Annotated in this window: 16 protein-coding genes; 10 read left to right on the forward strand and 6 right to left on the reverse strand. The window is 48.2% G+C overall.

Annotated features, from left to right (window positions below; all coding sequences use genetic code 11):
• Nucleotides 1-145: 145 nt before the first annotated feature.
• The gene (gene dsdC / locus EDI28_RS10795) at nucleotides 146-1,084 is read right to left on the reverse strand and encodes a DNA-binding transcriptional regulator DsdC (protein WP_128783936.1); all 939 of its coding nucleotides are present in this window, start codon (nucleotides 1,082-1,084) and stop codon (nucleotides 146-148) included.
• A 258-nt stretch (nucleotides 1,085-1,342) separates the two neighbouring features.
• On the opposite strand from dsdC, the gene dsdX reads away from it, so the two are divergent.
• Nucleotides 1,343-2,668, forward strand: a complete 1,326-nt coding sequence (gene dsdX, locus EDI28_RS10800; protein ID WP_233353356.1) for a D-serine transporter DsdX — start codon at nucleotides 1,343-1,345, stop codon at nucleotides 2,666-2,668.
• A 20-nt stretch (nucleotides 2,669-2,688) separates the two neighbouring features.
• Nucleotides 2,689-4,017, forward strand: coding sequence for a D-serine ammonia-lyase (gene dsdA / locus EDI28_RS10805; RefSeq protein WP_128783856.1), 1,329 nt, complete (start codon nucleotides 2,689-2,691; stop codon nucleotides 4,015-4,017).
• A 49-nt stretch (nucleotides 4,018-4,066) separates the two neighbouring features.
• On the opposite strand, the gene EDI28_RS10810 is transcribed toward dsdA, so the two are convergent.
• Nucleotides 4,067-4,627 (reverse strand): NapC/NirT family cytochrome c, encoded by a 561-nt coding sequence (locus EDI28_RS10810; RefSeq protein WP_128783857.1) that lies wholly within the window; start codon nucleotides 4,625-4,627, stop codon nucleotides 4,067-4,069.
• Nucleotides 4,628-4,675: 48 nt separating this feature from the next.
• Complete coding sequence (locus EDI28_RS10815; RefSeq protein ID WP_233353349.1) at nucleotides 4,676-6,148, reverse strand: multiheme c-type cytochrome; 1,473 nt, start codon at nucleotides 6,146-6,148, stop codon at nucleotides 4,676-4,678.
• A gap of 456 nt (nucleotides 6,149-6,604) precedes the next feature.
• On the opposite strand from EDI28_RS10815, the gene EDI28_RS10820 reads away from it, so the two are divergent.
• From EDI28_RS10820 to EDI28_RS10830, 3 genes are all read left to right on the forward strand, one after another.
• Nucleotides 6,605-9,574, forward strand: a complete 2,970-nt coding sequence (locus EDI28_RS10820) for a TIM-barrel domain-containing protein (RefSeq protein WP_164918531.1) — start codon at nucleotides 6,605-6,607, stop codon at nucleotides 9,572-9,574.
• A gap of 213 nt (nucleotides 9,575-9,787) precedes the next feature.
• A complete protein-coding gene (locus EDI28_RS10825) occupies nucleotides 9,788-10,153 on the forward strand; it encodes a DUF3316 domain-containing protein (RefSeq protein WP_128783859.1) in 366 nt (121 codons plus the stop codon).
• Nucleotides 10,154-10,256: 103 nt separating this feature from the next.
• The gene (locus EDI28_RS10830) at nucleotides 10,257-11,198 is read left to right on the forward strand and encodes a universal stress protein (RefSeq protein WP_128783860.1); all 942 of its coding nucleotides are present in this window, start codon (nucleotides 10,257-10,259) and stop codon (nucleotides 11,196-11,198) included.
• Nucleotides 11,199-11,258: 60 nt separating this feature from the next.
• Here EDI28_RS10830 and EDI28_RS10835 read toward each other — a convergent pair whose 3' ends face one another.
• Nucleotides 11,259-12,167: an aldo/keto reductase gene (locus EDI28_RS10835; RefSeq protein ID WP_128783861.1), complete on the reverse strand. Its 909-nt coding sequence runs from the start codon at nucleotides 12,165-12,167 to the stop codon at nucleotides 11,259-11,261.
• Between the two features lie 190 nt (nucleotides 12,168-12,357).
• Nucleotides 12,358-13,794 (reverse strand): sucrose-specific PTS transporter subunit IIBC, encoded by a 1,437-nt coding sequence (locus EDI28_RS10840; RefSeq protein WP_128783862.1) that lies wholly within the window; start codon nucleotides 13,792-13,794, stop codon nucleotides 12,358-12,360.
• Nucleotides 13,795-14,138: 344 nt separating this feature from the next.
• Between EDI28_RS10840 and EDI28_RS10845 the strand changes: the two genes are divergently transcribed.
• From EDI28_RS10845 to ptsG, 3 genes are all read left to right on the forward strand, one after another.
• On the forward strand, nucleotides 14,139-15,128 hold the full coding sequence (locus tag EDI28_RS10845; RefSeq protein ID WP_128783863.1) for a LacI family DNA-binding transcriptional regulator: 990 nt from the start codon (nucleotides 14,139-14,141) through the stop codon (nucleotides 15,126-15,128).
• A 199-nt stretch (nucleotides 15,129-15,327) separates the two neighbouring features.
• Nucleotides 15,328-16,977, forward strand: a complete 1,650-nt coding sequence (locus tag EDI28_RS10850; RefSeq protein WP_128783864.1) for a glycoside hydrolase family 32 protein — start codon at nucleotides 15,328-15,330, stop codon at nucleotides 16,975-16,977.
• 858 nt (nucleotides 16,978-17,835) lie between these two features.
• Nucleotides 17,836-19,224, forward strand: coding sequence for a PTS glucose transporter subunit IIBC (gene ptsG / locus EDI28_RS10855; RefSeq protein WP_128783865.1), 1,389 nt, complete (start codon nucleotides 17,836-17,838; stop codon nucleotides 19,222-19,224).
• A 66-nt stretch (nucleotides 19,225-19,290) separates the two neighbouring features.
• On the opposite strand, the gene cscK is transcribed toward ptsG, so the two are convergent.
• Nucleotides 19,291-20,223 carry a fructokinase gene (cscK, locus tag EDI28_RS10860; protein ID WP_128783866.1) on the reverse strand — a complete coding sequence of 311 codons (933 nt, stop codon included), beginning with the start codon at nucleotides 20,221-20,223 and terminating at the stop codon, nucleotides 19,291-19,293.
• A 313-nt stretch (nucleotides 20,224-20,536) separates the two neighbouring features.
• Here cscK and EDI28_RS10865 point away from each other — a divergent pair, with 313 nt between their 5' ends.
• Nucleotides 20,537-23,182, forward strand: a complete 2,646-nt coding sequence (locus EDI28_RS10865) for an EAL domain-containing protein (protein ID WP_128783867.1) — start codon at nucleotides 20,537-20,539, stop codon at nucleotides 23,180-23,182.
• A gap of 135 nt (nucleotides 23,183-23,317) precedes the next feature.
• Nucleotides 23,318-24,751 carry a Na+/H+ antiporter NhaC family protein gene (locus EDI28_RS10870; RefSeq protein ID WP_164918532.1) on the forward strand — a complete coding sequence of 478 codons (1,434 nt, stop codon included), beginning with the start codon at nucleotides 23,318-23,320 and terminating at the stop codon, nucleotides 24,749-24,751.
• The last annotated feature ends 8 nt before the right edge of the window (nucleotides 24,752-24,759 follow it).

A 24,759-nucleotide genomic window follows, 5' to 3' on the forward strand; every position in this document is an offset into this window, starting at 1 on the left:
GTTGTCCTTTCATAGTTTTTTACATAGGTTTTAAGCTTGGCGATATTGTAAGAAAGCCCGAGCCCTGGCAACGAGGACATTTGTCCCTTCGTATTTGGCGAGGGTCATACTTTGAAACAAATAGCAGCAATAAAAGTGAATAGCGCTATTCCGCCAGTTTCTCTTTCATCCAGTCGACAAACACCTTCACTCTCGGGTGGTGGGTACTGTTCGGTGTTACCGCGTAATAATTATGCTGGCAGCTGACTTCAAGTTCGGGAAACGGCTTCACCAGCTCACCGCTTTGAATGCGCTTGTTAACCAAAGTATGCCTGCCCATTGCAACCCCGGCATGATTCATTGCCGCCACAATCGACAAATCAGAGCGGTCGAAGCCAATCCCCCGACACGACACCAAGCTATTAAGACCAAATGACTCAGACCAAAAATGCCACTCATCCATACCGGATTTGTAATCCCATGCCTGTTTGTCATGCAGCAGCGTACAGGCTGCCAGTCCTAACGGATTATCAAACAAGTCATGCTGAAGGGCATATTCCCGACTGCACACCGGTACAATGGTCTCACTCATCAGCTGTTCGCAAGACAAACCTTCCGGCGGCTGATTATCGTAATAAATCGCCAGATCGATATTGTAGTTATTGAAATTGATATACTCATTACCGGTAAGAATATCCAAATTAATGGATGGATACCGCTGATGAAAGTCCGCCAGCTTGGGAACCAACCAGCACTGGGCAATGGACGGGCGGGAATATACTGTCAGCGAGCCTGAAATCTCATTATTTCGTATCTCAGCAACTTCTTGATTAATCAGCGCCAATGACGATTGCAAGGCAATATAAATCCGCTCCCCCTCACTGGTCAGCCTTATTTTACGGTGAAACCGCTCAAACAATTTGAAGCCCAGTTCATCTTCAAGCCCATTAATCCTATGGCTAATGGCACTCGGGCTCAGCGAAAGTTCCTCGGCCGCCATCGAAAATGAAAGGTGGCGCGCCGCCACCTCAAAAGTATGTAACTTAGATAACTGGTAGCCATTTAACAGCATATTTCCTGTTAACGGCAGGTTTTTTGCGTACATGAGATTAACAAACATCGTAATTTAAGAGTCACCACAGTATGCCTAAACGACTATTGAGTCTCGGTTTCATATCGATTTGTGTGACCCCTGCCACCCCAAAGCGCCACATTTTGAGCAGGATCATCTTTTTGATTCAATCTGGCTCATCTGAAAAGTGAATATTGATCGTTTGTCAGCCAAATCCCCGAAAGCTTTAATGAGCACCGAAACAAAAGATCTTATACAGACAAGGAAAAGGACAAGAATATGTATTCGGACATGTGGATATTTGGCACATTAATAAGCTCAATAGCTTTAATTGTGTTCACGATAGTAAAATTAAAAATTCACCCCTTTCTGGCGCTGCTCTTTTCGAGCTTCTTCGTCGGGAGCGTAATGGGAATGAACCCCGTCGAGATGATCAGTGCTATCGAAAACGGGGTTGGCGGCACTTTGGGTTTTCTCGCAATAGTCATCGGCCTCGGAACAATATTGGGCAAGATGATGGAAATCTCCGGTGCGGCCGAACGTATCGGGCTGACGCTACAGCGGTTGCCCTATATTTCAGCTGATGTGGTAATGGTACTAATCGGCTTGGTGTGTGGTATAACCCTATTTGTTGAAGTCGGCGTCGTTCTGCTGATCCCACTGGCCTTTTCGATAGCCAAGAAAACCAATACCTCATTGCTCAAGCTGGCGATCCCGCTGGGAACCGCGCTGATGACAGTTCACTGCATCATGCCCCCGCACCCGGCAGCACTCTATGTGACCAATGCGCTTGGTGCCGATGTCGGTACCGTGATCCTCTATGGATTTATTCTAGGCTTGCCGACAGCATTAATTGGCGGCCCGCTGTTTCTTAAGCTGGTTGGCGATCGCCTGCCGTTCACCTCAGTACCTGCGGAACTCGCTTCTGACCAGGAAAAAGGTGAGAAAGATCTTCCCTCTCTTGCTGCAACACTTTTTACCATCTTGCTGCCTATCGTGCTGATGCTGCTGAAAACAGGAGCCGAGCTTAAGCTGGACGAGAGCACAACGCTCTACACTGTCATTGAATTTATCGGCAACCCGATCACCGCCATGTTTATCGCTGCGCTCAATGCCTACTACCTACTGGGCCTGAAGCAGAACATGGGCATGGCGCAGCTGCTTGATAAAACAGAAAACTGCTTCTCGTCCATCGCCAACATTCTTTTGATCATCGGTGCAGGCGGCGCATTCAATGGAGTTTTGAATGCAAGCGGCCTGGGCGACGGGCTGGCCACTATTCTTGCAGGCTGGCACATGCACCCTATTCTGTTGGCATGGTTAGTGGCTTTGGTAATGCACGCTGCGGTGGGCTCGGCAACCGTTGCGATGATGGGCTCTACGGCTATCGTTTCGCCAATGCTGGTTTTGTACCCTGACGTATCACCAGAAATCATTACTCTGGCTATCGGCTCCGGCGCAATTGGCTGTACCATTGTGACCGATTCACTATTCTGGCTAGTGAAGCAGTATTCGGGAGCAAGCCTCAACGACACCTTCAAATACTATACGACAGCAACTGCCATCGCGTCTGTCGTCGCACTAGGCGGCACATTCCTGCTGTCCTACATCATCTAATTCGAAAGAAGAGAATTATTGTGAATACTGATCAAATCAAACAACTTGTTACAGATTACCCATTGGTTCAGCAGTTAATCGATTTGCAAGAGCTGGCATGGTTTAACCCGAATATCACCACACTGGCAGAAGGCTTGCCCTATGTCGGCCTCGACCAGAATGATGTCAAAGATGCCAGCGATCGTCTGAAGCGATTTGCTCCCTATCTGTGCAAGGTGTTTCCGGAAACAGCCGTCACCAACGGGATCATTGAATCTGACATTCAGGCTATTCCCGCCATGCAGCAGGTACTCAGCTCGCGCTACCACACCGATATCGCCGGCAGAGTATTGCTAAAGAAAGATAGTCACCTGCCTATTTCTGGCTCAATCAAGGCGCGAGGCGGGATCTACGAGGTACTACAACACGCTGAAGGACTCGCCATCGAAGCCGGATTACTCTCGATTGAAGATAATTACGAGAAGCTCCACTCAGATGCATTCACCCAGTTTTTCAACCAGTACAGTATTGCTGTCGGCTCAACGGGTAACCTGGGGATGTCTATCGGCATCATGAGTGCCAAACTGGGGTTCAACGTCAGCGTCCACATGTCCGCCGATGCGCGAGAATGGAAGAAAAACAAGCTTCGCTCCCACGGAGTAAATGTGGTCGAGTACCAATCGGATTACGGCGTTGCGGTTGAAAAGGGGCGCGAAGAAGCCGCTCACGATCCCAAATGTTTCTTTGTCGATGACGAGAACTCCAAGAACCTATTCCTGGGCTATTCCGTTGCGGGCGAGCGCGTCAAAAAACAGTTTGCCGATATGAATATCACTGTCGACAGTAAGCACCCGCTATTCGTTTACCTACCATGTGGCGTCGGTGGCGGACCTGGCGGCGTTGCCTTTGGTCTCAAGCTGGCCTTTGGTGATAACGTCCACTGCATTTTTGCCGAGCCGACCCATTCACCCTGCATGCTGTTGGGTGTCCATACCGGATTGCACGACAATATTGCCGTTCAGGATCTTGGTATCGACAATGTTACGGCTGCTGACGGTCTGGCGGTCGGCCGTGCATCAGGTTTTGTCGGACGTGCCATGCAGCGCCTGCTGGACGGATATTTCACGGTTGACGATCAAGAAATGTATAACCTGCTGGGACGCCTCAGCCAGGCTGAAGATATCCAGCTAGAACCTTCGGCACTGGCCGGGATGGTCGGCCCGATTCATGTGCAGCAAAATACCGAGTATCTCGATCGACAGGGCTTCACCGCTGAGATCATGCGCAATGCGACCCATCTGGTATGGGCCACTGGCGGCGGTATGGTACCGGCCACTGAAATGGAAAAATATCTGGCGACCGCTCAATAGTAAGGAAGAGGCTTCAGGTAAACAGGCTGCGCCCGTGGCGCAGCCTTCGTTACTCTATTGCAATCCGTTTATGGGCGATCCCGGTATGACAGTTAATACAGGTTTCGCCCCGACTTTCCATCATCTCGTGGTTCAATCTCGCACGCTGGGGTTGCTTGCTCAGATCAAAATTATCACCCACATGACATGTCCGACAGGCTTCGGAATCATTTGCCAGCATATCTTCCCACACCATTTTTGCCAATCTTGGCCTGTGTTCTTCGAAGTTCTCCTTGGTTATGGTGCCCTTGATCATGTGATAGATATCAGCCGTTGCGACGATTTTCACCTTCATTTTATCAACAAAGCCATGCGGGACATGGCAGTCCGCGCAGGTCGCCAGCACTTCGTCATCACTGACATAATGGGGCGAGGCCTTATATTCCTGGACTATAGTATCCATACTGAGGTGGCAGCTAAAGCAGAATGCATTCTGATTGGACGCAACCATCACCCCCTGAAATGCCCCGATAGCCAATATGGCAAGGAAGATGCCAATCGGTATCCCCCACAGCAGCGGTTTTTTCAGCCATCGCCACAAGCGTTGCGTCCGAGATAGTTCTTCTCCCATCGTTCCTCACTTAGGAGTCAGGCCGGCAGAACCGGCCTCCCCGGATAGTTATTCCTTACTTTCGCTCAGATAGCGGGCCTTAAACTCAGCCTGCGCTTTCTTACGGGCTTCTTTCACCGAATCAGGTTCTTTGCCGCTAAACCAGGCATGCTCTGGTCTATCCAGAATTTCTTGCAACACCGCACGGGCGCGTTTTGCCCCCTCTTTGTTGCCACCATGCTCGGCTTTCTCTACCACCTCAAGATACTGAGGCACCATCTCGATGTAGAAACGTTCGGCAACTTCATACATACCATGCCACTGCACATAATCCGGTGCCTGCATCGCCGCACCATGACGGGCACGTCGGCCTTCGTGGTGCCACAGATAGAACCATGTCCACTCAATTTCTTCATCAAACCCTATTTCGGTCAGCATCCCCTCTTTGCTTAGTGTCGTCATCAGGGCTTTCCCCGGACGGGCAAACTTTTCGTTATAGAGTTCAACCAACGAATCGAACTGGATGTAGAAGTTTTCAATCATCGATTTAGTATGACAGGCCTGACAAACATTTTGCATATCCGCACGGCGCGCTTGCCAAGTTTTGGTTTCTTTACCCAACGCAATATCTTTGGCGTCAATTTTCTCTGAAATTGCAGGACGCAATGTCCAGGAAATACGATCACCGACATCGTGGGTTACCGGCAACTCACGGGTAGCAGACATATGGCAGGTAGCACAAGTAGGGGCTGCATCATAATCCTCGCCAACAATCCATTTGGCTGAATCAAGATTCATCCTATCGACATGGGCATAGAAGTTAATTCCGTGCTTCGATTCATCATAGACTTCTTTTTGCGGATGATCTGGACCAAGGTGACACTTACCACAAGCTTCCGGACGACGGGCCTGAACCATGTCAAACTCATGCCGCTGGTGACAGGCAGTACATGCACCGATGGAACCATCCGGATTAATTCGGCCAATCCCAGTATTAGGCCAGGTTGTCGGATCCAAGTCGCCATTTTCCAGCACTTTGACTTCCGAACCATGGCACTGCCAGCAACCATTTACCGCAGCCGGAGATTGGCCATTCAAGGTCAATGCCCCTTCAACCACTTCAGCGAGGAAATTGTCCAACGATCCAATTATCTGGCCTGCTTTGGCATGGTGGCTTTTCGAAAATTGATCGACTTCCTGATTGTGGCACTGGCCACAGTCTTTTGGCGAAACGATAACGGCAATATCATAACCCTCATGCTTAATCGCATCTTTATCGGAAGGATCTGCCTGGTGGCACTCATAACAACCAACATTCGCACCATAGTGTTTTGAACGGCCCCACTGGGCATAAATAGACGGATTCTTATCTTTATGACAGGCTGCACACTCCTTGCTTTGATCGCTTAGCTGAGCAAAAGGCTTCATGATCAAAGCCTTGGGCTGAGCATTTACTGTTATCGACCATGATAGTAATACCGCAAAAGTCATCGTCGAAAAGATCCAGTACAAGTATCGTACAGCCAACTTTTCATTGTCCATAGCCAACCTCTTTTGCTTACACTGCTCTCGTTGTGTTGCATATTGTCTCTTTCATGCAACTGGGTATTTTCATCTCAAAGCTTAGATGAATGCTCGATTTCCACATTTTTTTTATGGGGTTGAACACTGAAAATTTAAGCGTACTCTCACCATTTATCATGCGCACTCAGTTGCTTAATTGTTCATTTTTGTTTACTACAGCCCAACAACCTTCAAAATAATTCAAAGCAGAGCAATTGATCAAAATGAATGAATTAGCATGGACTTAAGAGGTTATATGGCAGGAATTTCGCATTATCCATACGATACATCGCAAGCCAAACCACTACAAAATGCATCACGCTTCAAAATTTTAGAAATTAGTTAGAGGGGGCTTAGTATCAAGGAGGAGGAGTATTAGTTCAGATGCATAGAAAATACATATGAATCTTAGCTAACCATATGGATAAGCATCACATGAATAAAAAGCTCTTAGCGATTTGTTATCTGCTAACACCCGGCATATGCCTTGCCGCAGTACCTGAGGCTTATGTTGTCAATTACGGATCGGCCAGCACAGTCATCAAAGTACTGGACGACGATTTGATACATATTTCTTTTCGCCATCACAACAACACCAATGGCGCGGCAACAATCGACAATACTGCCATGGTCTTTAAAAAAGACTATACCGGGCCACAGGTTTACAATCCCGGCTCAAACGGCTTTAGTACTAAAGAGCTGAGTGTCAGTGTCGACCGCAACAACGGTTGTATCAGCATAATCGAGCGAAACCAAAGCAATAAACAGAGTGCAGCTATCTGTCCAGCCATTTATGATGCCACCTGGAAAGGAGCATCCGTTCAAAATATCGGCATGCACTCGGTCTATGGTTTGGGCCAAACCTTCGCCCCTATCGACCCCAATAATGGCGGCCAGATCAATGGCGAATGGCTGAAAGCTGGCGGATTTGGTACACCGGATGATAGAGGTAACACCTTCAGCAGCGTGACCTACACTGACGGTGCTTATGCCGGAGCAACCACTCCGCGACTACAGTTTCCTGTTCTCTATGCCGTGGGTAACGACGTTAACTATGCCCTATTCCTGGATTCCAAATTCAAAAACAACTTCAACCTTTCCCGCGAGTGGTGGGAAATACGCAACAAAGATGCTGCCGAAACTAATTTCTATTATCTAAGCGGTGCAGACTTGCCTGACTTACGCAGTGACTTCATGGAGTTAGTAGGCCGTCCACCGGTTCCGCCTAAAAAAGCCCTCGGAATGTGGGTTTCCGAATTCTCTTATGACAACTGGGCAGAACTGGACGATACAATCAGCACTTTGCGTCAAAACGACTTCCCGGTCGACGGTGCCCTGCTGGATGTCGCATGGTTTGGTTTCAAGCATGCGTGGCAGAACAACAGCCCGGCAAACCCAATGGGCGACCTGCGCTTTGACGAGCAAGCATTCCCCAATCCTGCCAACAAAGTAGCCAGCTTGAAAAATGATGGTATTGGCCTTATTACCATTGAAGAATCCTATGTTTCCAAACAGGGAAACTACGGCGGCACCAACTACAACGGTATGGCTGCTCAGGGCGGATTCGCCAAAAACTGTGGTACCGACGATGTAACTGAATTCAATAACTGGTTTGGCGTCAGCGGCATGATCGACTGGTCAAACAGTAAAGCTGCTGCCTGGTGGCATGACAACGTGCGCAAACCCAACATTACCGATCTGGGTATACTGGGCCACTGGACTGATTTGGGTGAACCGGAAGATTACCGGGCAAGTGCCTGCTATGCCACCGGCAAGCATGCCGACTACAACAACATCCACAACCTATTGTGGAGCAAATCTATTTACGACGGTTATGTGCGTAACCACGACCAAAACCCGCAGCGTCCCTACTCTATAGCACGTGCCGGTACCGTGGGATCACAGCGCTTCGGTGCCGGATTGTGGTCTGGCGACATCGGCGGTCGTCTTGATCATATGAACATGCACTATAACGCAGCCATGCAGATGTCTTTTGCCGGTATTGACTACTACAGCTCAGACATTGGTGGGTTCTGGCGAAAATCCGATGACAAGGGCAAACGAGACACCGCAATTGCAACGGGAACCGGCTACAACGAAGACGAAATGTACAGCCTGTGGTTTGCCAATGCAGCCTGGTTGGATATTCCGCTACGTCCGCACGGTAATAACTGCGGTATGCCCGGCGCATCCGGCAGCGATTGTATTGTTACCGAAACCTCTCCGGCGATGATCGGCAATAAGTCAGGCAACCTAAGTAATCTGCGCCAGCGTTATGAACTGATCCCTTACTACTACTCGCTGGCCCACCGCGCGTACCAATATGGTGAGCCCGTTATTGCTCCGATGCCTTTCTACTATCAGGATGACAGCAAACTAATTGGTCTGGCTGATCAAAAAATGATTGGTAAAGATATTCTGGTCGCCAGCTTGACGACTCAGTTTGCCCAAAGCCGTGATGTCTACCTGCCAGCCGGTACCTGGTACAACTATCACACCTTCGAGAAGTACGACAGTGCCGATGGTATTACCCTGTCCAACGTCAACCAGTGGATTTCATCAGAGAACCGCAACCGCGTACCTGCCTATGCCCGTGCCGGTGCCATCATTCCGATGATGTTTGTCGATCCCCAGACTAAGGATGTCTTTGGCCATCGTAAAGACGGTTCAAGTCATAACGAGCTGATCGCCAAAATCTTCCCGTCGAGTGAAGCCAGCAGCTTCACCCTCTATGAAGATGACGGCAGTACGGTCGCTTATTACGACAAAGGCAGCGTGCCGCATTACCAGGTACGCGAGACCCTGCTCAGCCAAACGCCTATCAGTAACGGCGTTAAAATAACTATCGGCGCAGCAAACGGCAGCTTTGTCGGCGCGCAGAGCAGCCGAAACAACGAAATTCGTTATCTGATAAATGCAGCCGACAAGGCAACGGTAACCCTTAATGGTTCACCGCTTCCGCAGCTGGCCAACCGCACAGCCTTGCAAAAGGCCGGGGCAAAAGGCTGGATCAAGGAAGGCAGTGTTGTTTCAGTTCGCACTGGGATCGAATCAGTCCAGAATACCAAGACTCTGGTCATCACAGCTGAAGCTTGCCAGAACAACTGCGGCTTTGCATCGAATCAGCCTAGCTTCGCCATCCGTGGCACCAACAATGGCTGGACCAGCACCGATATGGCGTTGATCGCAGACAATACCTGGCAGGTTGATGTCACTTTTGGTAGTAGCAGCGATGAGCGTTTCAAATTTGATGTGTTCGGTGACTGGAGCCAAAACTTCGGCGACAACGGCGCTGATGGTAGCCTTGAACAAGGCGGCACCGATATCATCGTTCGTGAGGGTGCAGGCACATACCGCATCACCCTTCACGACAATAGCAACACCTACACAGTGACTAAAATCTAGGTCTTTACCAGCGTAACCAAAGGCGGCGTGCTACGCCGCCTTTTTATTAACTTGTCATTAAACAATGCACATTATAACCCTTTGATTTTCAATCACGCTCAGCAGTTTCTTATATTTGCAACAACCTAGTTTCAGACTTAGAATTAACAATAAACATAATTTACTAATCCGTTCAGAATATTCTCCAAATACCTCACGTAGAGGAGCAATGTTATGAAGAAGCTATTAGCCAGCTCCCTCCTCATTTTCTTTAGTGCTTTGTCTGTTGCCGATCATTTTGTCACATTGGGAAATTATCGTTTTCAAACAGGTACCTCAACGTTCAGAACCGACTATGTCGAACACAAAAAAAGTGCCTATCAAGAAGGGTATACAATTATGGCTGATATCAATAGCCAGAAATCCTTTGATTTAAGCCGATCATTACGGGTCCCCCCCTCACGGCTTGACGTCAGGTCAATCAAGATCGACAACAGTTATGTAATGGTACGTGAACTGTCCCGCGTACCCGGCCAAATTGAATATCAAGGGATAGTTATCGTCAATTACCACTATCGGGTGCGCGAGTCCAGAAACTGATACATCATTTAATGATAAAACTGTAATTTGAAGTTGAGAGCGCGCCATAATCAGTAAAACTAAATAGAGCCAAGCTATTTATCAGCCATTCAAGGAGGCCACTATGTCTTACCGACGTTTACTCTTTCCTCTTGCGCCCAAGCAACCTCTCGGCACCGCTTTTCATCAGGCACTGCAATTCGCCAATCAGGAGAAAGCCTGCGTTACTCTTTTCACCGTCATTGAAAAACTGGCTGAGATGGAAGATCTTAGCCGCTACTCGGTATCAACGTTGAATCTACTCGATAACGCAACTCGTCAGTGTGAGAAAGAGCTTGCAGAACACATCGCAATCTTAAGCCCCCAGTATCCCGACATTGAATTTGACACCATCGTCGCGACTGGTATTCCATACATTGAAATCATCAAGGGTGCCGCCAAGACCTCCAGTGACCTCATCGTTATTGATGCCCATCGCGATAATAAAGAAACAGCCTGCCAGTGGGGCACCTCGACTCGTCATTTAATGCGAGAATCTGACATCCCCCTTTGGACTATCCACCCTTTGCTAGAGCCTCTGCGAATTAAAAAAGTAGTTGCTGCCATTGATGTCACAGGTACCGATCTGACAGAGCTTAACGAGAAAATCCTCCAGCATGCTTTCGAGTTTGCCGACATGAACCAGGCCACCCTTTACCTCTGTCACGCCTGGCGTCTAGAAAGCGAGGGGTACCTGCGCGAATGGAACCGTTGTGATGATTTGGAAATCGCAGTTATTGCCAAAAAATTACGCGAAGACAGGGCATCCCGTCTCGAAGCCTTGTTGGAACCTTATACCAACTCAAAGACATCGGTTAAAATCACCATGCTCGAAGGGGATGCGAAGAAGATCTTGCCGGATTACATCAACAGTCATGATATCGATCTGGTGATCATGGGAAGCGTATGTCGAACAGGGATTGCAGGCTTCGTCATGGGTAATACAGCCGAATACATGCTGGATAAAATTCAATGCTCGGTGATCACCCTCAAACCTGAAGGGTTTAAGTCACCAGTACTGGAGTAGGCTAGATTAGTATAAGGCCTCTCTACGAGGCCTTACCGGTATTCAACAAGGTCTAAAGGCTTATGGCACGCCGTGTCCTTTAGAGGCCGCCCAGACGCGGAACCACTGCTCGCGACTCAGTTCAATATCCAGTGCTGCAATAGCGGCCTGCACTCGCTCAATTTTACCCGAGCCGATTATTGGCAATGGTTTCGACGGCAAGCGGCGTACCCAGGCATAGATGACCTGATCAATACTGGTCGCCCCCACTTCTTCACGGATCAGTTCAAGCTCATTACGAACTCGTATCTGTTGCTCTGACTGGCCCGAGAAAATGTCGCCGCCGGCAAGGCAGGACCACGCCATTGGTTTGGTTCGTTTCAACTGCAGCTGATCGAGGGTGCCATCATGAGCCACCTCAAAATTCAGCGGATTGATTTCTACCTGATTGGTTACCAATGGTGCCTCAAGGCGGGATTGCAGCAAATCAAACTGTGACGGCGAAAAATTCGAGACGCCAAAGTGATTCACCTTGCCCTGCTGTTGTAGCTCGGTAAATGCTTCGGCCACTTCATCCGCATCCATCAAGACATCCGGACGATGGATCAGCAAAACATCAATATTCTCGACCTGCAGCCGCGACAATGAGTTATTGACTGACTCCACAATGTGGGCCTTGCCGGTATCGTAATGGTTGATTTTACGACCGGGAAATTGGTCGGAACACAACCTGATATCGCACTTGGTAACAATCTCAATCTGCTCGCGAATACTTGGCTCCAGTGCCAACGCCTCACCAAAAAGCACCTCACAGCCGTAATTACCATAGATGTCGGCATGATCGACTGTCGAAATCCCCAGCTCAATGTGCTGCTTGAGAAAACCAAGTCGCTGTGACGGGCTCATCTGCCAGTCCGCCAATCGCCAATATCCCTGGACTAATTCAGAAAATTGCGGACCTTGCGGGCTTAATTCAACTTTTGCCACCATACGGGTCAAACTCCATCTAGCTATTATTTCTTTTGGGACTGGCAATCATCCTAGGCTTGTTTCACCGGTATCGCAATGCTATAGACTTCTGGCCTATAACTGGAGTACGAGCTCTGCCTTTTGCGCTACGCCTAAAAAGCCGGCTTAATGCCGGCTCCTGTAACACTACCTAATTGAACAGCGCTGGCTTCTACACCACTGCCGCCGTTGACTTAAACTTTGCGCGCGTACCCAATACCAGCGTCAAGCCAAAGGCTACGGCAAATGAAATTACCATACCGACAACGTAGTACCACACGCTATCAGGGCTAATGGATATGATTCCCGGCAGGCCAGCCGCACCCAGCGCCGTAGCCTTGACCTTGAACAGGGTAATGAACGCACTCGCCGAGGCAGCACCGATTACGGCCGCAATGAACGGGTAGCGATACTTGAGGTTCACGCCAAACATTGCCGGTTCGGTAATACCCAGCAGCGCGGTGACACCCGACGGCATTGCAATCCCCTTGGCTTTGACATCTTTGGTAGTAAACCCAAAGGCCAGACACGCTGCGCCTTGCGCCACGTTGGACATGGCGGCAATTGGAAAGATAAAGGTACCACCTGTTATCGCGATGTCCGCCAGTAACTGCGTTTCGAAGGCAATGAAGCTATGGTGCATGCCGGTAATAACAAACGGCGCGTAGACCAAGCCAAATAGCGCACCACCGATAAAGCCAGCCGATTCGTACAGCCAGTTCAAGCCGTCGCCCAACAGGAAGCCAGCATCACGGGTGATTGGACCGACTAGCGTGAAGGTCAGAAAACCGGTAATGAAAATAGCCAGCATTGGTGTCAATAAATTATCCAACACCGATGGAACCACCTTGCGCAGTCCATTCTCGACTTTTGCCAGAATGAAGGCTGATACCAGTACCGGCAACACCGAGCCTTGGTAACCCACTTTCTGAATTTCAAAACCGAAAATGTTCCAGACAGGAATATCGCCACTAACACTGGCACCACCGAATCCCCAGCCATTGAGCAGATCCGGGTGAACCATCAGCATACCCAATGCTGCGCCGAGGAACGGGTTGCCGCCAAATTTCTTACTTGCCGAGAACGCTAATAAAACAGGAAGGTAAACAAATGGCGCGTTGGCGAAGGTATTGATCATCGAGGCCAGATCAGCCATTCCCGGGTAGGCATCAATCAGAGACTGGCCGTCAATAAACAAGCCCGTCGCGGTCAAAACATTAAACAGACCCATCAACAGACCACCGGCGACAATAGCCGGTATAATCGGAACAAAGATATCTGACAGCCCTTTAACTGCGCGTTGCACGATATTCTGTTTTTCAGCACCAGCCGAAGCAACATCCTTGGTCGACATCTCAGTCTGGCCAGTCTGCTCAGACATCGCAGCATAGACCTGGTTGACAATGCCGGAACCAAAAATGATTTGAATTTGACCCGCCACCTTGAACTGCCCCTTCACACCATCGATGTCATCGATAGCCTTGAGATCTGCTTTGTTCTCATCATGTAGCGCCAAACGAAGACGCGTTGCGCAGTGCGCCGCAGCTGCAATATTCTCTTTTCCGCCCAGTTTTTCGATTAATTGTCGGGCAATGACAGGAAAGTCCATCTTATATACCTCCGTCGTGAACAAGATTCACGCTCAGACCGTTTCAATACATCTTAACCCTAAGCTTAGGTCAAGCACTTATGTGGTTTGCATCGCTAACATCCCATCTCAATACTGCGGGGGTGGAGCAGCATATTTAATTTCGGGAACGTTACCGAAACCAAGTCTTATTGATGCACTGAATTACGTCAACCCTCTAATTTTCATGTGTGAGGGTGATCGGCATAAAATCCGATCATCACTGGTTTATTGTGATCATCATCACTCAATTAGGGGCTAAAACCGGATCTCAATTGCAAACTATCCCGAATGTGGATGATCATGGCTGAAACTAAGGAGTATTTATGGCGAGCTTACACGACGTCGCACGTCTGGCCGGGGTGTCTAAGTCCACGGTTTCTAGAGTGATTAATGACGAATATGGCGTAAAAGAAGCGACCAAAATTAAAGTACGCCGCGCAATTGAAGAATGCGGATATGTGGTTAACCAAGTAGCTAAAGATTTAAAATCTAATAAAACCAACTTGATAGGTATCATCGTACCCCGCGTAGCCTCAAATGCAGTATCACAAGGCGTTGACGGTCTAAGCAAAACCTTTGAACAGGCAAGCAAGCACGTATTGCTGGCCAACAGCGGACTAGAGGCCGGCAAAGAGATCCAGTACATCGAGCTGTTCAACCAAAAACGGGTCGAAGGCATTGTGATGTTCGCGACCCATATTGACGATGCGCTGATCACGGCGATCAAACGCTCCAGGGCGCCAGTCGTGTTAATTGGTCAGGATGGATCAGGCTATAACATTCCCAGCGTCATTCATGATGATTACCGAGTTGGCTACTGCGCAGCCGAACAGCTTCACCGCGCCGGCTGCCGATCTGTCGGCTTTCTCGGGGTAAAAAGTGATGATATCGCTGTTGACCGCCAACGCTACGATGGATTCTCTAATGCATTGAATTACATAGGTTTATCGACACCTCAATTTCATACCCAAGGCCAATTCTCGATTGATTCCGGCCGCGAGGAAATGACCCGACTACTGGCTGACAATCAACGGCCTGACGGTATATTCTGCGCCACTGACCGAATTGCCATCGGTGCAATCCAGGCCATTATTGCTTCTGACCTCAAGCCCGGTAAGGACATTAAGGTTGTCGGTGTCGGCAACGACGAAATGGCATCAGTAGTGACACCCGGACTGTCAACCTTTGCCTATGCCTTTGAACCCGCGGGCAGTAACGCTGCCAAAATGCTACTGGAAATCATTGAGCAGGGTCGAAGTCAAGTTGCCAAGCTAGTGTTAGGCTTTGACTGGGTGCCGCGACAGAGCTGCTAAGCAGCTCTTCCCCACTTTCGACACCACATTTCCTAACTATAGTTCGATCCTCCGCACACTTTTTCCTTGAGCTTTGCGATTATCACAATCGCAACTTGCTTAAGCTTCAATTCTGCTCTATTTTTGGAACGTTCCCGAAAATATTAAAATCTGCATATTGCTAAGCACGACAACAGCTAGCAATTTAAGGCCATCACCAATGACACTGATAGAACTGATCACCGCTTGCGGTGGCAACGACAATTTACTGCGAGCCTTACGTGTTGAGGAGCAGGTAATCATCGAGCTGAAGGACCCGTCTCTTCGAACTTCAGCCGTTGCCGAGCTGCCTTTTAATAACCAACTCTCTCAGCTAACCTGGCAACCTGAGCCCTATCTCACGAAGCAGGAATGGCAGCAGCTCGGCCAGTTCATTGAGGCCAACCAGCGAAAGCAGCTACTAGAAGTTCAGGAAATATCAGCCTCAGCCCATCGCCCTACATGGCATATCGCACCGCCCCAGGGTCTGCTCAATGATCCAAACGGCTTTATATACCATCAGGGCGAGTACCACCTTTTCTATCAGGTATATCCTTTCGATTGCGACCACAAGGATAAATACTGGGCTCACGTTACTAGCACCGATCTGGTGAGCTGGACGACCCAGAGAATAGCACTGTGCCCGTCAGACTGGTTCGACAGCCATGGGGTATTTTCCGGCCATGCTGTCAGCAATAACGATGAACTGCTGCTGTTCTATACAGGTAATGTCCGTATCGGCGAGCAACGCGACCGTATTACAACCCAATGCCTGGCAACATCCCAAGATGGCCTTCACTTCATTAAGCATGGGCCTGTTATCGACAAACTACCGCCATCAGTCACCCCCCACTGCCGCGACCCGAAACTAGTCCGGCACGGTGATCATTGGCTGATGCTGTTAGGCGCCCAACAACAAACCCCAGACAACCAGCTTCAAGGCCGCCTTGCCATTTACCGATCTGATGACCTGTACAATTGGTCCTATAGAGGCCTGTACGGTGATGAGCTCGGTCAGTTTGGTTACATGTGGGAATGCCCGGACCTGTTTGAAATAGATGGCCAGCTGGTAGGAATTATCTGTCCGCAGGGTATCGAGTCACCGAGCGAGCACTACAACATTCCTCACCATAACGGTTATGTCAAAGCAGATCTGGACAGGCAAGACAAGCTAACGATTGGCGATTTTGCCACTCTCGACTTTGGCTTTGACTTCTATGCCCCGCAAACTGCCGAAACCCCGGACGGGCGTCGTTTGCTTATAGGCTGGATGGGACTACCCGATGAAACCGAGCAACCGAGCAACCAAGATGGCTGGCTTCACCAGCTGACCTGCTTACGTGAACTAAGCTGGGAAAACGGTAAGCTATATCAACGCCCGGCCCGCGAACTGCAAACACTGCGAGGAAAAGAGCAAATTCACGTGCCTCGCCTTGAATCGTCTTGTCATACACTACAGCTCGACAGCAAAAATTATGAATTGAAAACGACACTGACGTGGCCGGAAACTGGGCAGATAACACTTCGTCTGATGGATAATGGCGAGCAGTACTGTGATTTTGTCCTTGATGCCGATAACCAACGTATTCTGCTCGATCGCAGCCGGGCATTGCCAACTGACGGCGAGCTTGTTCGAGAGATACCGTGGCATAGCGGTAATAATGTTGATATCCAGGTACTGGCTGATCGCTCCTCACTAGAGCTCTTTATTAATGGCGGTGAATACGTCATGACTGCCAGAGTATTCACACCCGAGGATGCAACACGCATGCAGTTCATTGCCAAGCAACCGCAGCTTTGGCAGCCAACAACGTTTTGGACGCTTAGCTAGTCAACAAGCGATAATAGTTCGATATAGTGCTGGTGATATTCCACTGAAATTATTCGCCAGCACGCTAATATAAAAATCATCCAGTTTCTGTGCTTATCATCTATCATGATTAACCTTTCAAAGCTTAATATTTACCTCTAATATACAGGCTTGGATTGATAACAAATAAATCCAAAGTTACAGCTTACCTTAATCATGACAGCAATTAGCTATTTCAATATCTAAGGTATAAATGTTCGCAACAATAAGTGCATGGTTTCACATCGTAACTTGCTACAATGTTAGCAATTTGAATAATGTTTCGCCTGTACCTTTCTACGAACACCAATGTAACAAAGAAAAATCACACAAACAGCCAGGGTATAACCATTAAAATCAACATGTTAGACTTAAGCGCCATTCTTCCATCATGACTATTCATTACCGTCAAACTTAATCAAAGTTACGTAATACTTACACAAGACGCTTTTTTCGTTACCTAAAGAAACTATAAATTACACTATGTTACATCCAGTGTGACGTACAACTCGTAATTATTTTCAAACCTGACATATGATTAGCTACATCAATTGGAGAGACATAGAACGATAGAACTCTAATTAATAAAACTTAAATAAAGTAGCATTAAGAAGGTTCTTCACGTTTTCGTAAGACGTGTTTTTGAACAAGGATAATCAGTAGGGTTTATTAGTTTAATACGAACAAATTAATATTCACCTGATATCTTAACAGTTACACCGCTTTATTATTTGTCTAGATCACTCACTAGATATCTTAATTTTAGCGTTACTAAGCATTTTTAATTATATATTTAATCTAAAAATATTGTCATAAAGTTCATAATGAATGGGGGTTCAAATGAACGTTTTTAGTACTATGCAAAAAATGGGGCGTAGCCTCATGCTACCTGTAGCATGTATGCCAGCAGCAGGTATCCTTCTAGGTATCGGTGGTAACTCGGAAGTTGCTAAATTCCTACCTGAAATCGTAGCACAGGTAATGACCGAGGCCGGTCTGGGTGTGTTCGCCAACATGGCATTGCTATTTGCCATCGGTGTTGCACTGGGCTTTACCAAAAACGACGGTGTTGCCGCTCTGGCAGCTGCTCTTGGTTACCTAACAATGACCCGCGTACTGGGTGTTGTTGCAGAAGGCACAGATACCGGTGTATTCGGTGGTGTCATCATGGGCTTGGTAGCCGCACAACTTTTCAACAAATATCACGATATTAAGCTACCAACTTACCTTGGCTTCTTCGGCGGTAAACGCTTCGTTCCAATCGTAACCTCTCTGGCTGCATGTTTCGTAGCCGGTATCCTTGCTTTCGTTTGGCAGCCAATCGGTGCCGGTATCCATACTTTCTCTGAGTGGGCTGCATACCAGTCTCCAGAAGTTGCATTTGGTATCTACGGTATTGTTGAGCGTTCTCTAATCCCATTCGGTCTGCACCACATCTGGAATGCACCTTTCTTCTACGAAGTTGGTGAGTTCACAACAGCTGCTGGTGAAGTTGTTCGCGGTGAAATCCCTCGCTACCTAGCAGGTGATGGTACAGCGGGTAACCTGGCTGGTGGTTACATGTTCAAGATGTTCGGCCTACCTGCAGCATGTCTTGCAATGTACGTAACAGCTAAGCCTGAGAACAAGCTAAAAGTTGCTTCAATCCTAGGTTCTGCTGCACTGACTTCATTCCTAACAGGTATCACTGAACCAATTGAGTTCGCATTCCTGTTCGTTGCTCCGATTCTTTACGTTGCTCACGCACTACTAGCGGGTTCTGCATTCGTAGTAATGATTCTGCTGGGCATTAAGCACGGTACTACTTTCAGCCACGGTCTGTTTGACTTTACCCTACTGTTCGGTCAGTCAACTAACGGTTGGTTGCTACCAGTAATCGGTGTTGTCTACGCGGTTATCTACTTCCTAGTATTCGTTACGCTAATCAAAGCGCTTGACCTGAAAACAGTTGGTCGTGAAGACGAAGAAGAGTCTAAGACTGAGGTAAACACAAGTTCTGACGGCCTTGCTATCGAAATCACTGAAGCATTCGGCGGCAAAGCTAACATCAAAGACCTTGAAGCTTGTATCACTCGTCTACGTGTAACAGTTATCGATGGCTCTAAAGTTGACACTGCTCGTCTGAAAGCACTTGGTGCGGCCGGTGTATTCGAGAAAGGCGACAACTTCCAGGCAGTATTCGGTACTCACTCTGAAATCATCAAAGGTCAGATGGAAGCACTAGCTTAATACTGAACTCTTTGATTGAAATATTAAACCGGGCTTTGGCCCGGTTTTTTTATGTCTGTTACTTCCCTACTCTGCCTCTGCAAGAAACGCAGTCAGTTCATCGGCAGTCGGCAAGGCCGTCATTGCCCCCTTTGCGGTTGTGGCAAGCGCACCACACGCATTGGCTTGCTTGATAATGTCCAATAGTTTATCTGCCTGCTGCCAGTCATCACTCATAGCAAGCCCTGCGAGCAACCCACCGACAAAAGCATCACCGGCACCTGTTGTATCAACTGGGCTAACAGGACGTCCCGCTACCAGTTGCTGACACTTAGCCTGAACTACCAGCGCCCCTTTTTTGCCCTGGGTAACAATCACCAACGGTAGATTGAAACTCTCGTGTAACCAAGCCAGTGCCGGCTGCAGGCACTCTTTTTCCGTAATCAACAATAGCTCGTCATCGGAAAATTTTACCACGTCAGCCTGCGCAACGGCTTCCAGTACGACCGGCTTCAATTCTTCGGGCTTTACCCACACTTCTTCTCGTAGGTTTGGATCAAACGAAACAAAACCACCAGCCGCTCTCATTGCTTTCATCGCATCGAGGGTTGTCGAACGGGAAGGCTCATTCGCCAAAGCAATTGAGCAAACATGTAGCCATTCACCGGGCTGGAATGCCGGTACGTCTTCCGGCACGGTAAACTGATCAGCACTTGGCTTAACCATAAAGGTAAAGCTGCGCTCACCTTCGTCATCCAAATCGACTATCACGGTTGAAGTACGCTGATGAGAATCTAGGATCATCTTTTCGGTATTGACTCTTTCAGCTGTGAGCACCTGTTTCATGAAGCGCCCCAACGGATCATTTCCAACACGACCGAAGAAAGCACTATCACCGCCAAGACGCGAAACTCCCACCGCGACGTTGGCCGGTGCACCACCCGGACACTTCAGATAAGTTCCTGCTCCCTCTGGGATCAGATCAACCACCGCATCCCCAGTAACCCACACTCTAGCCATCTTGTTCAACTCCAAGAATTAATTTTCCACATTATTGCTAAACCGTTTTAGCTAAACAATAGAAACCGTATCGATTCCGAATTAAAATGTGATCTAAGTTTGGTTTCCGAGCTATATAAAAACCAGTAACACCAACGTACTTAATGGAAACCAGACTCGTTCACCTGAGCGGTTGCAGGTACCAGGGCAATAATGAGGAACAATACTAGAAAGGGCTATATTCAATACTTGTCAAAAATTGCTATCATCGAGAAAAATGGTGTAACAAAAAATTACATTATCCCGCCCAATAGATAAGAGACCATCTTTAGGCATGAATCACGCCAGCCTTCTCGCTCTAACTCACAATGCCACCTTATTGCTGGCAATGATTTTTATCTACGACATGGCAACCAGTCGCAGCCGTAACTCGTTCGACTCGCTCTGGAAGGTATTCATGGGCTTTGCTCTTGGGCTGATTGGCGCTGTCATTATGCTTACACCTTGGGAGTACTCGCCGGGAATAATCTTTGATACCCGCTCGGTACTGCTCGGCATCTCCGGTCTTTTCTTCGGCCCAATTCCCACCATTATTGCCATGGTAATGACCGCCACCTTGCGTCTTTACCAAGGTGGCGAAGCCGCAATAACCGGTGTTACGGTTATCATTGCTTCTGGCGCTCTAGGGATAGCTTGGCACTATTACCGTCGACGTCCGTTATCAGATTTGTCAGCTCGCGAAATATACCTTTTCGGCATCATTGTCCACATGACTATGCTGGCACTGATGTTCACTTTACCTTGGGGACTGGCACTGAAGGTGCTCTCGAATATTACCTTTCCAGTGTTACTCATTTATCCGCTAATAACGGTTGCAATGGGAATGCTGTTTGTCCGACGGCTACAGCGAGATAAAACAGCAGAGGCATTGAAAGAGAGTGAATTCCTATTTCGCTCCCAATTTGATTTGGGCAACATAGGAATTGCTATCACCCACCCAGATAAAAACTGGCTTCGTGCTAACCCACGGCTATGCGAAATACTTGGCTACAGCGAAGATAAGCTACTTCAATTAACCTGGCAGGAACTCAGCCACCCTGATGATTTACAGCTGGATTTAGATCAGTTTGATCGGATGATAGCGGGCGAAATTGACGGCTACTCGCTGGATAAACGCTTTATCCGCAAAGGTGGCGATATTGTATATGTTCACGTGACGATTGCCTGCTACCGGGTCAAAGGGCAAGTCCAGTTTGCGATTGCAGGCATATTGGACATAACCGAACGCAAGCTTGCCGAAGAATCCCTGCAGTTGGCCTCTATGGTCTATCAAAACAGCAGTGAGGCTATGGTTGTCACCGACAGCGATGGTGAAATTATTACTACCAACCCTGCTTTTACAGAGATTACCGGCTATTCGCAGAATGACGTAAAAGGCAAAAGTCCCAAACTGCTGTTATCACGTCATCAGAACGACAATGTTATACAAGACATGTTACGAGCACTCAACAACAACGGACATTGGCAAGGTGAGATCCAAAAGTGCCACAAAAGCGGGAAAGCCTATACAGCCCTGCTGACAGTCAACTCCATTTACAATAGTGATGGAACGACCCATCGCAGGGTGGCCCAGTTCTCAGATATTTCAGACAAGAAAAAGTCTGATGAGATCATCTGGACCCAAGCCAACTTTGACGCATTGACAGGCCTCCCCAACCGCCATATGTTTCTAAACCAGCTGGAGCAAGAAAAGAGGAAAGCGCACCGGGCTAACCGTCCCATGGCTCTGTTGTTTCTTGATCTAGACCACTTCAAGGAAGTAAATGATACTCTTGGCCACAATATCGGTGACCAGCTGCTCGTTGACGTCGCACAGCGCCTGCGAAACTGTGTCCGCGATACCGATACCGTTTCACGCTTAGGCGGAGATGAGTTCACAGTCATTCTCAGTGAACAAGACGACACACACAGTGCCGAACGTATTGCGCAAGAAATCCTCTACCAATTTTCTGCCCCATTCACGCTGGGTGTTGAGACTATCTATATTTCACCAAGTATCGGCATTACCCTCTACCCTGAAGACGGAACGAAAGCCGATACCCTGCTGAAAAACGCCGATCAAGCCATGTATGCTGCCAAAGAACAAGGGCGAAACTGCTACCGCTATTTCACGACATCGATGCAGGAAAAAGCACTATACCGTCGACAACTGGCCAATGAACTGCGGCTTGCACTTAACAGCAACCAGTTACAACTTCACTATCAGCCAATTGTCGAGCTGGCGACAGGCAATATGGCCAAGGCCGAAGCGCTGATCCGCTGGCAGCATCCGGTTCTCGGTATGATCAGCCCGGTGGAGTTTGTTCCTGTTGCCGAGGAAACCGGTATTATTATCGAGCTCGGTGACTGGGTGTTCCATCAAGCAGCCCGTCAGGCTGCCCAGTGGCGGAAGCTAAACCACCCTGATTTTCAAATCAGCATTAACAAGTCCCCGCAGCAGTTCCGCGACAAGGGAAATGACATCTCACAATGGCTGGACCACCTCCGCTCACTTGGCCTACCGGGACAAGCCATTGCTGTAGAGATCACCGAAGGGTTATTGCTTGATGCCAGCACAACAGTCACTGACAAGCTGCTTGAATTCCGCGATGCCGGCATTGAAGTCTCACTCGATGACTTTGGCACCGGATACTCTTCGCTTTCCTACATAAAAAAATTCCATGTCGACAATATCAAAATCGATCAGTCATTTGTCCGCAACCTTAAACCAGATTCCGAAGATTTAGCGGTATGTGAAGCTATAATTGTCATGGCCCATAAACTCGGTTTAAAAGTAGTAGCCGAAGGTATTGAAACTAATGAGCAACGCGCTTTGCTGGCTGCTGCCGGGTGTGATTATGGGCAGGGAAATTTATTTTCCATGCCATTACCGGTAGAAAAGTTCAAAACGCTGCTGTCTTCACAAGAAATGGTAATTTAACCCCAAATTTTGATTTGTTTAACAAACTTAACACGATGAACTTAAGAGTTTTCAAAACAAAGAGTTATATCACAGCCATTTATTTTTCACACTTTAGAATCGCACCTCCATAGCATTTCTTTAATGGAATTAATTGTGGCAAATCATTCATCTAGCACGCGCTTACCATTCTTTAGTGAAGCTGTATTTTTACTCTCATTTATAACCTTGTCCCTGATTATTGGCATCATGGTGTTCAACCTTGATGTTCATATTTTGCTAATTGGTTCTGTTGTATTAGCAATGTTATTTTGCTGGCGATGCGGTTATAACCTTGATCAACAAATTGAAGTTATGGGCGAGAGTCTTAAAAACGCCACTGGCGCAATGTTCTCGTTTCTTCTTATCGGTATGATCATCGGGATATGGATCTTGGCCGGAACCATTCCGGCCTTGATTTACTATGGGCTCGACATGGTATCGCCCGAACTCTTCCTTCCTGCCGGTTTTCTGGTGTGTTGCGGGATAACCTATGCAACAGGCACTAACTGGGGTGCAGCTTCAACAATCGGGGTAGCACTGATCGGTATGGGGATCGGCTTGGGCGTGCCGCTTCCTATTATTGCCGGAATGATCATTTCGGGCGGCGTATTCGGCGTCAATCTATCTCCGGTCTCAGATGTCACGATTCTCGCCTCGGCCACCGCCGGAACCAGTGTTGGCAATCACCTCAAAGCCGTCAATAAGGTCAACAAAATCGTGTTGGTGTTATCTGCGGTTGCTTACTATTTCATGGGCGTCTTTTATGTCGGTACAGAAACAGGCGGAACTGGGCACATTGCTGAGTTGCAAACAACACTGAGCCAGACATTTGATATGAACTTGGTAGTACTGGCACCGATAATCATTACATTGGCTATGACGTTCGCCAAAATCCCCTCGCAGATCGCACTATTTGGGGGCGTTGTGGTTGGTGCGCTTGTCGCCGGATTGCTGCAACAAAATAGCCTGACCGATATCTTCGCAGCCTTAAACTACGGGTTCACCCAGTCTACAGGCTCCGAACTGGCGGATAAGCTGCTGATGCGGGGCGGTATCCAGAGCATGATGTGGACTTTCTCTCTTGCTTTTGTCGCACTGTGCATGGGTGGCCTGCTGGAAAAGGCCGGCTTCCTTGCTGTCCTGATGGAAAAAATCCTGCCGCGAGTCAAAAGCAACGTCAGCCTGGTATTCACCACATTGTGTACCTGTGTGTTGGCCAATGTCGCCACCAGCGAAGTCTACCTATCGATGATCCTCAATGGCTCGCTGTACAAAGGGGTTTATACAGAACGTGGATTCAAGCCTGAAATGCTGAGCCGACTGCTGAGCGAAGGCTCGATGACCTCCGGAATGTTGTTGCCATGGACAACTGCGGGCGCATTTATGACAGCAACACTGGGTGTCAGCCCATTAGTCTATGCCCAGTATGCCGTGTATGTATGGCTAACGCCGATTGTATCGCTGCTGTTAGTGGGGATGGGGAAAACCTTAATTAAAAGTGAAGCATCCCCTGCTGAATATTGTGTTCCACAAGACGCAAAATCCTAAACCAGGCA

This window comes from Photobacterium chitinilyticum, from assembly GCF_004104355.1.
Taxonomy (GTDB): Bacteria; Pseudomonadota; Gammaproteobacteria; order Enterobacterales; family Vibrionaceae; genus Photobacterium; species Photobacterium chitinilyticum.

Bases quoted from the DNA above. Each gene is read 5' to 3' on its own strand.
- EDI28_RS10830 (WP_128783860.1), top strand. From the start codon at position 10,257: ATGTCTTACCGACGTTTACTCTTTCCTCTTGCGCCCAAGCAACCTCTC.
- cscK (WP_128783866.1), bottom strand. From the start codon at position 20,223: ATGGCTAGAGTGTGGGTTACTGGGGATGCGGTGGTTGATCTGATCCCA.
- EDI28_RS10850 (WP_128783864.1), top strand. From the start codon at position 15,328: ATGACACTGATAGAACTGATCACCGCTTGCGGTGGCAACGACAATTTA.
- EDI28_RS10820 (WP_164918531.1), top strand. From the start codon at position 6,605: ATGAATAAAAAGCTCTTAGCGATTTGTTATCTGCTAACACCCGGCATA.
- EDI28_RS10815 (WP_233353349.1), bottom strand. From the start codon at position 6,148: ATGGACAATGAAAAGTTGGCTGTACGATACTTGTACTGGATCTTTTCG.
- dsdC (WP_128783936.1), bottom strand. From the start codon at position 1,084: ATGTACGCAAAAAACCTGCCGTTAACAGGAAATATGCTGTTAAATGGC.
- EDI28_RS10825 (WP_128783859.1), top strand. From the start codon at position 9,788: ATGAAGAAGCTATTAGCCAGCTCCCTCCTCATTTTCTTTAGTGCTTTG.
- EDI28_RS10835 (WP_128783861.1), bottom strand. From the start codon at position 12,167: ATGGTGGCAAAAGTTGAATTAAGCCCGCAAGGTCCGCAATTTTCTGAA.
- EDI28_RS10865 (WP_128783867.1), top strand. From the start codon at position 20,537: ATGAATCACGCCAGCCTTCTCGCTCTAACTCACAATGCCACCTTATTG.
- dsdX (WP_233353356.1), top strand. From the start codon at position 1,343: ATGTGGATATTTGGCACATTAATAAGCTCAATAGCTTTAATTGTGTTC.
- EDI28_RS10845 (WP_128783863.1), top strand. From the start codon at position 14,139: ATGGCGAGCTTACACGACGTCGCACGTCTGGCCGGGGTGTCTAAGTCC.
- EDI28_RS10840 (WP_128783862.1), bottom strand. From the start codon at position 13,794: ATGGACTTTCCTGTCATTGCCCGACAATTAATCGAAAAACTGGGCGGA.
- ptsG (WP_128783865.1), top strand. From the start codon at position 17,836: ATGAACGTTTTTAGTACTATGCAAAAAATGGGGCGTAGCCTCATGCTA.
- EDI28_RS10810 (WP_128783857.1), bottom strand. From the start codon at position 4,627: ATGGGAGAAGAACTATCTCGGACGCAACGCTTGTGGCGATGGCTGAAA.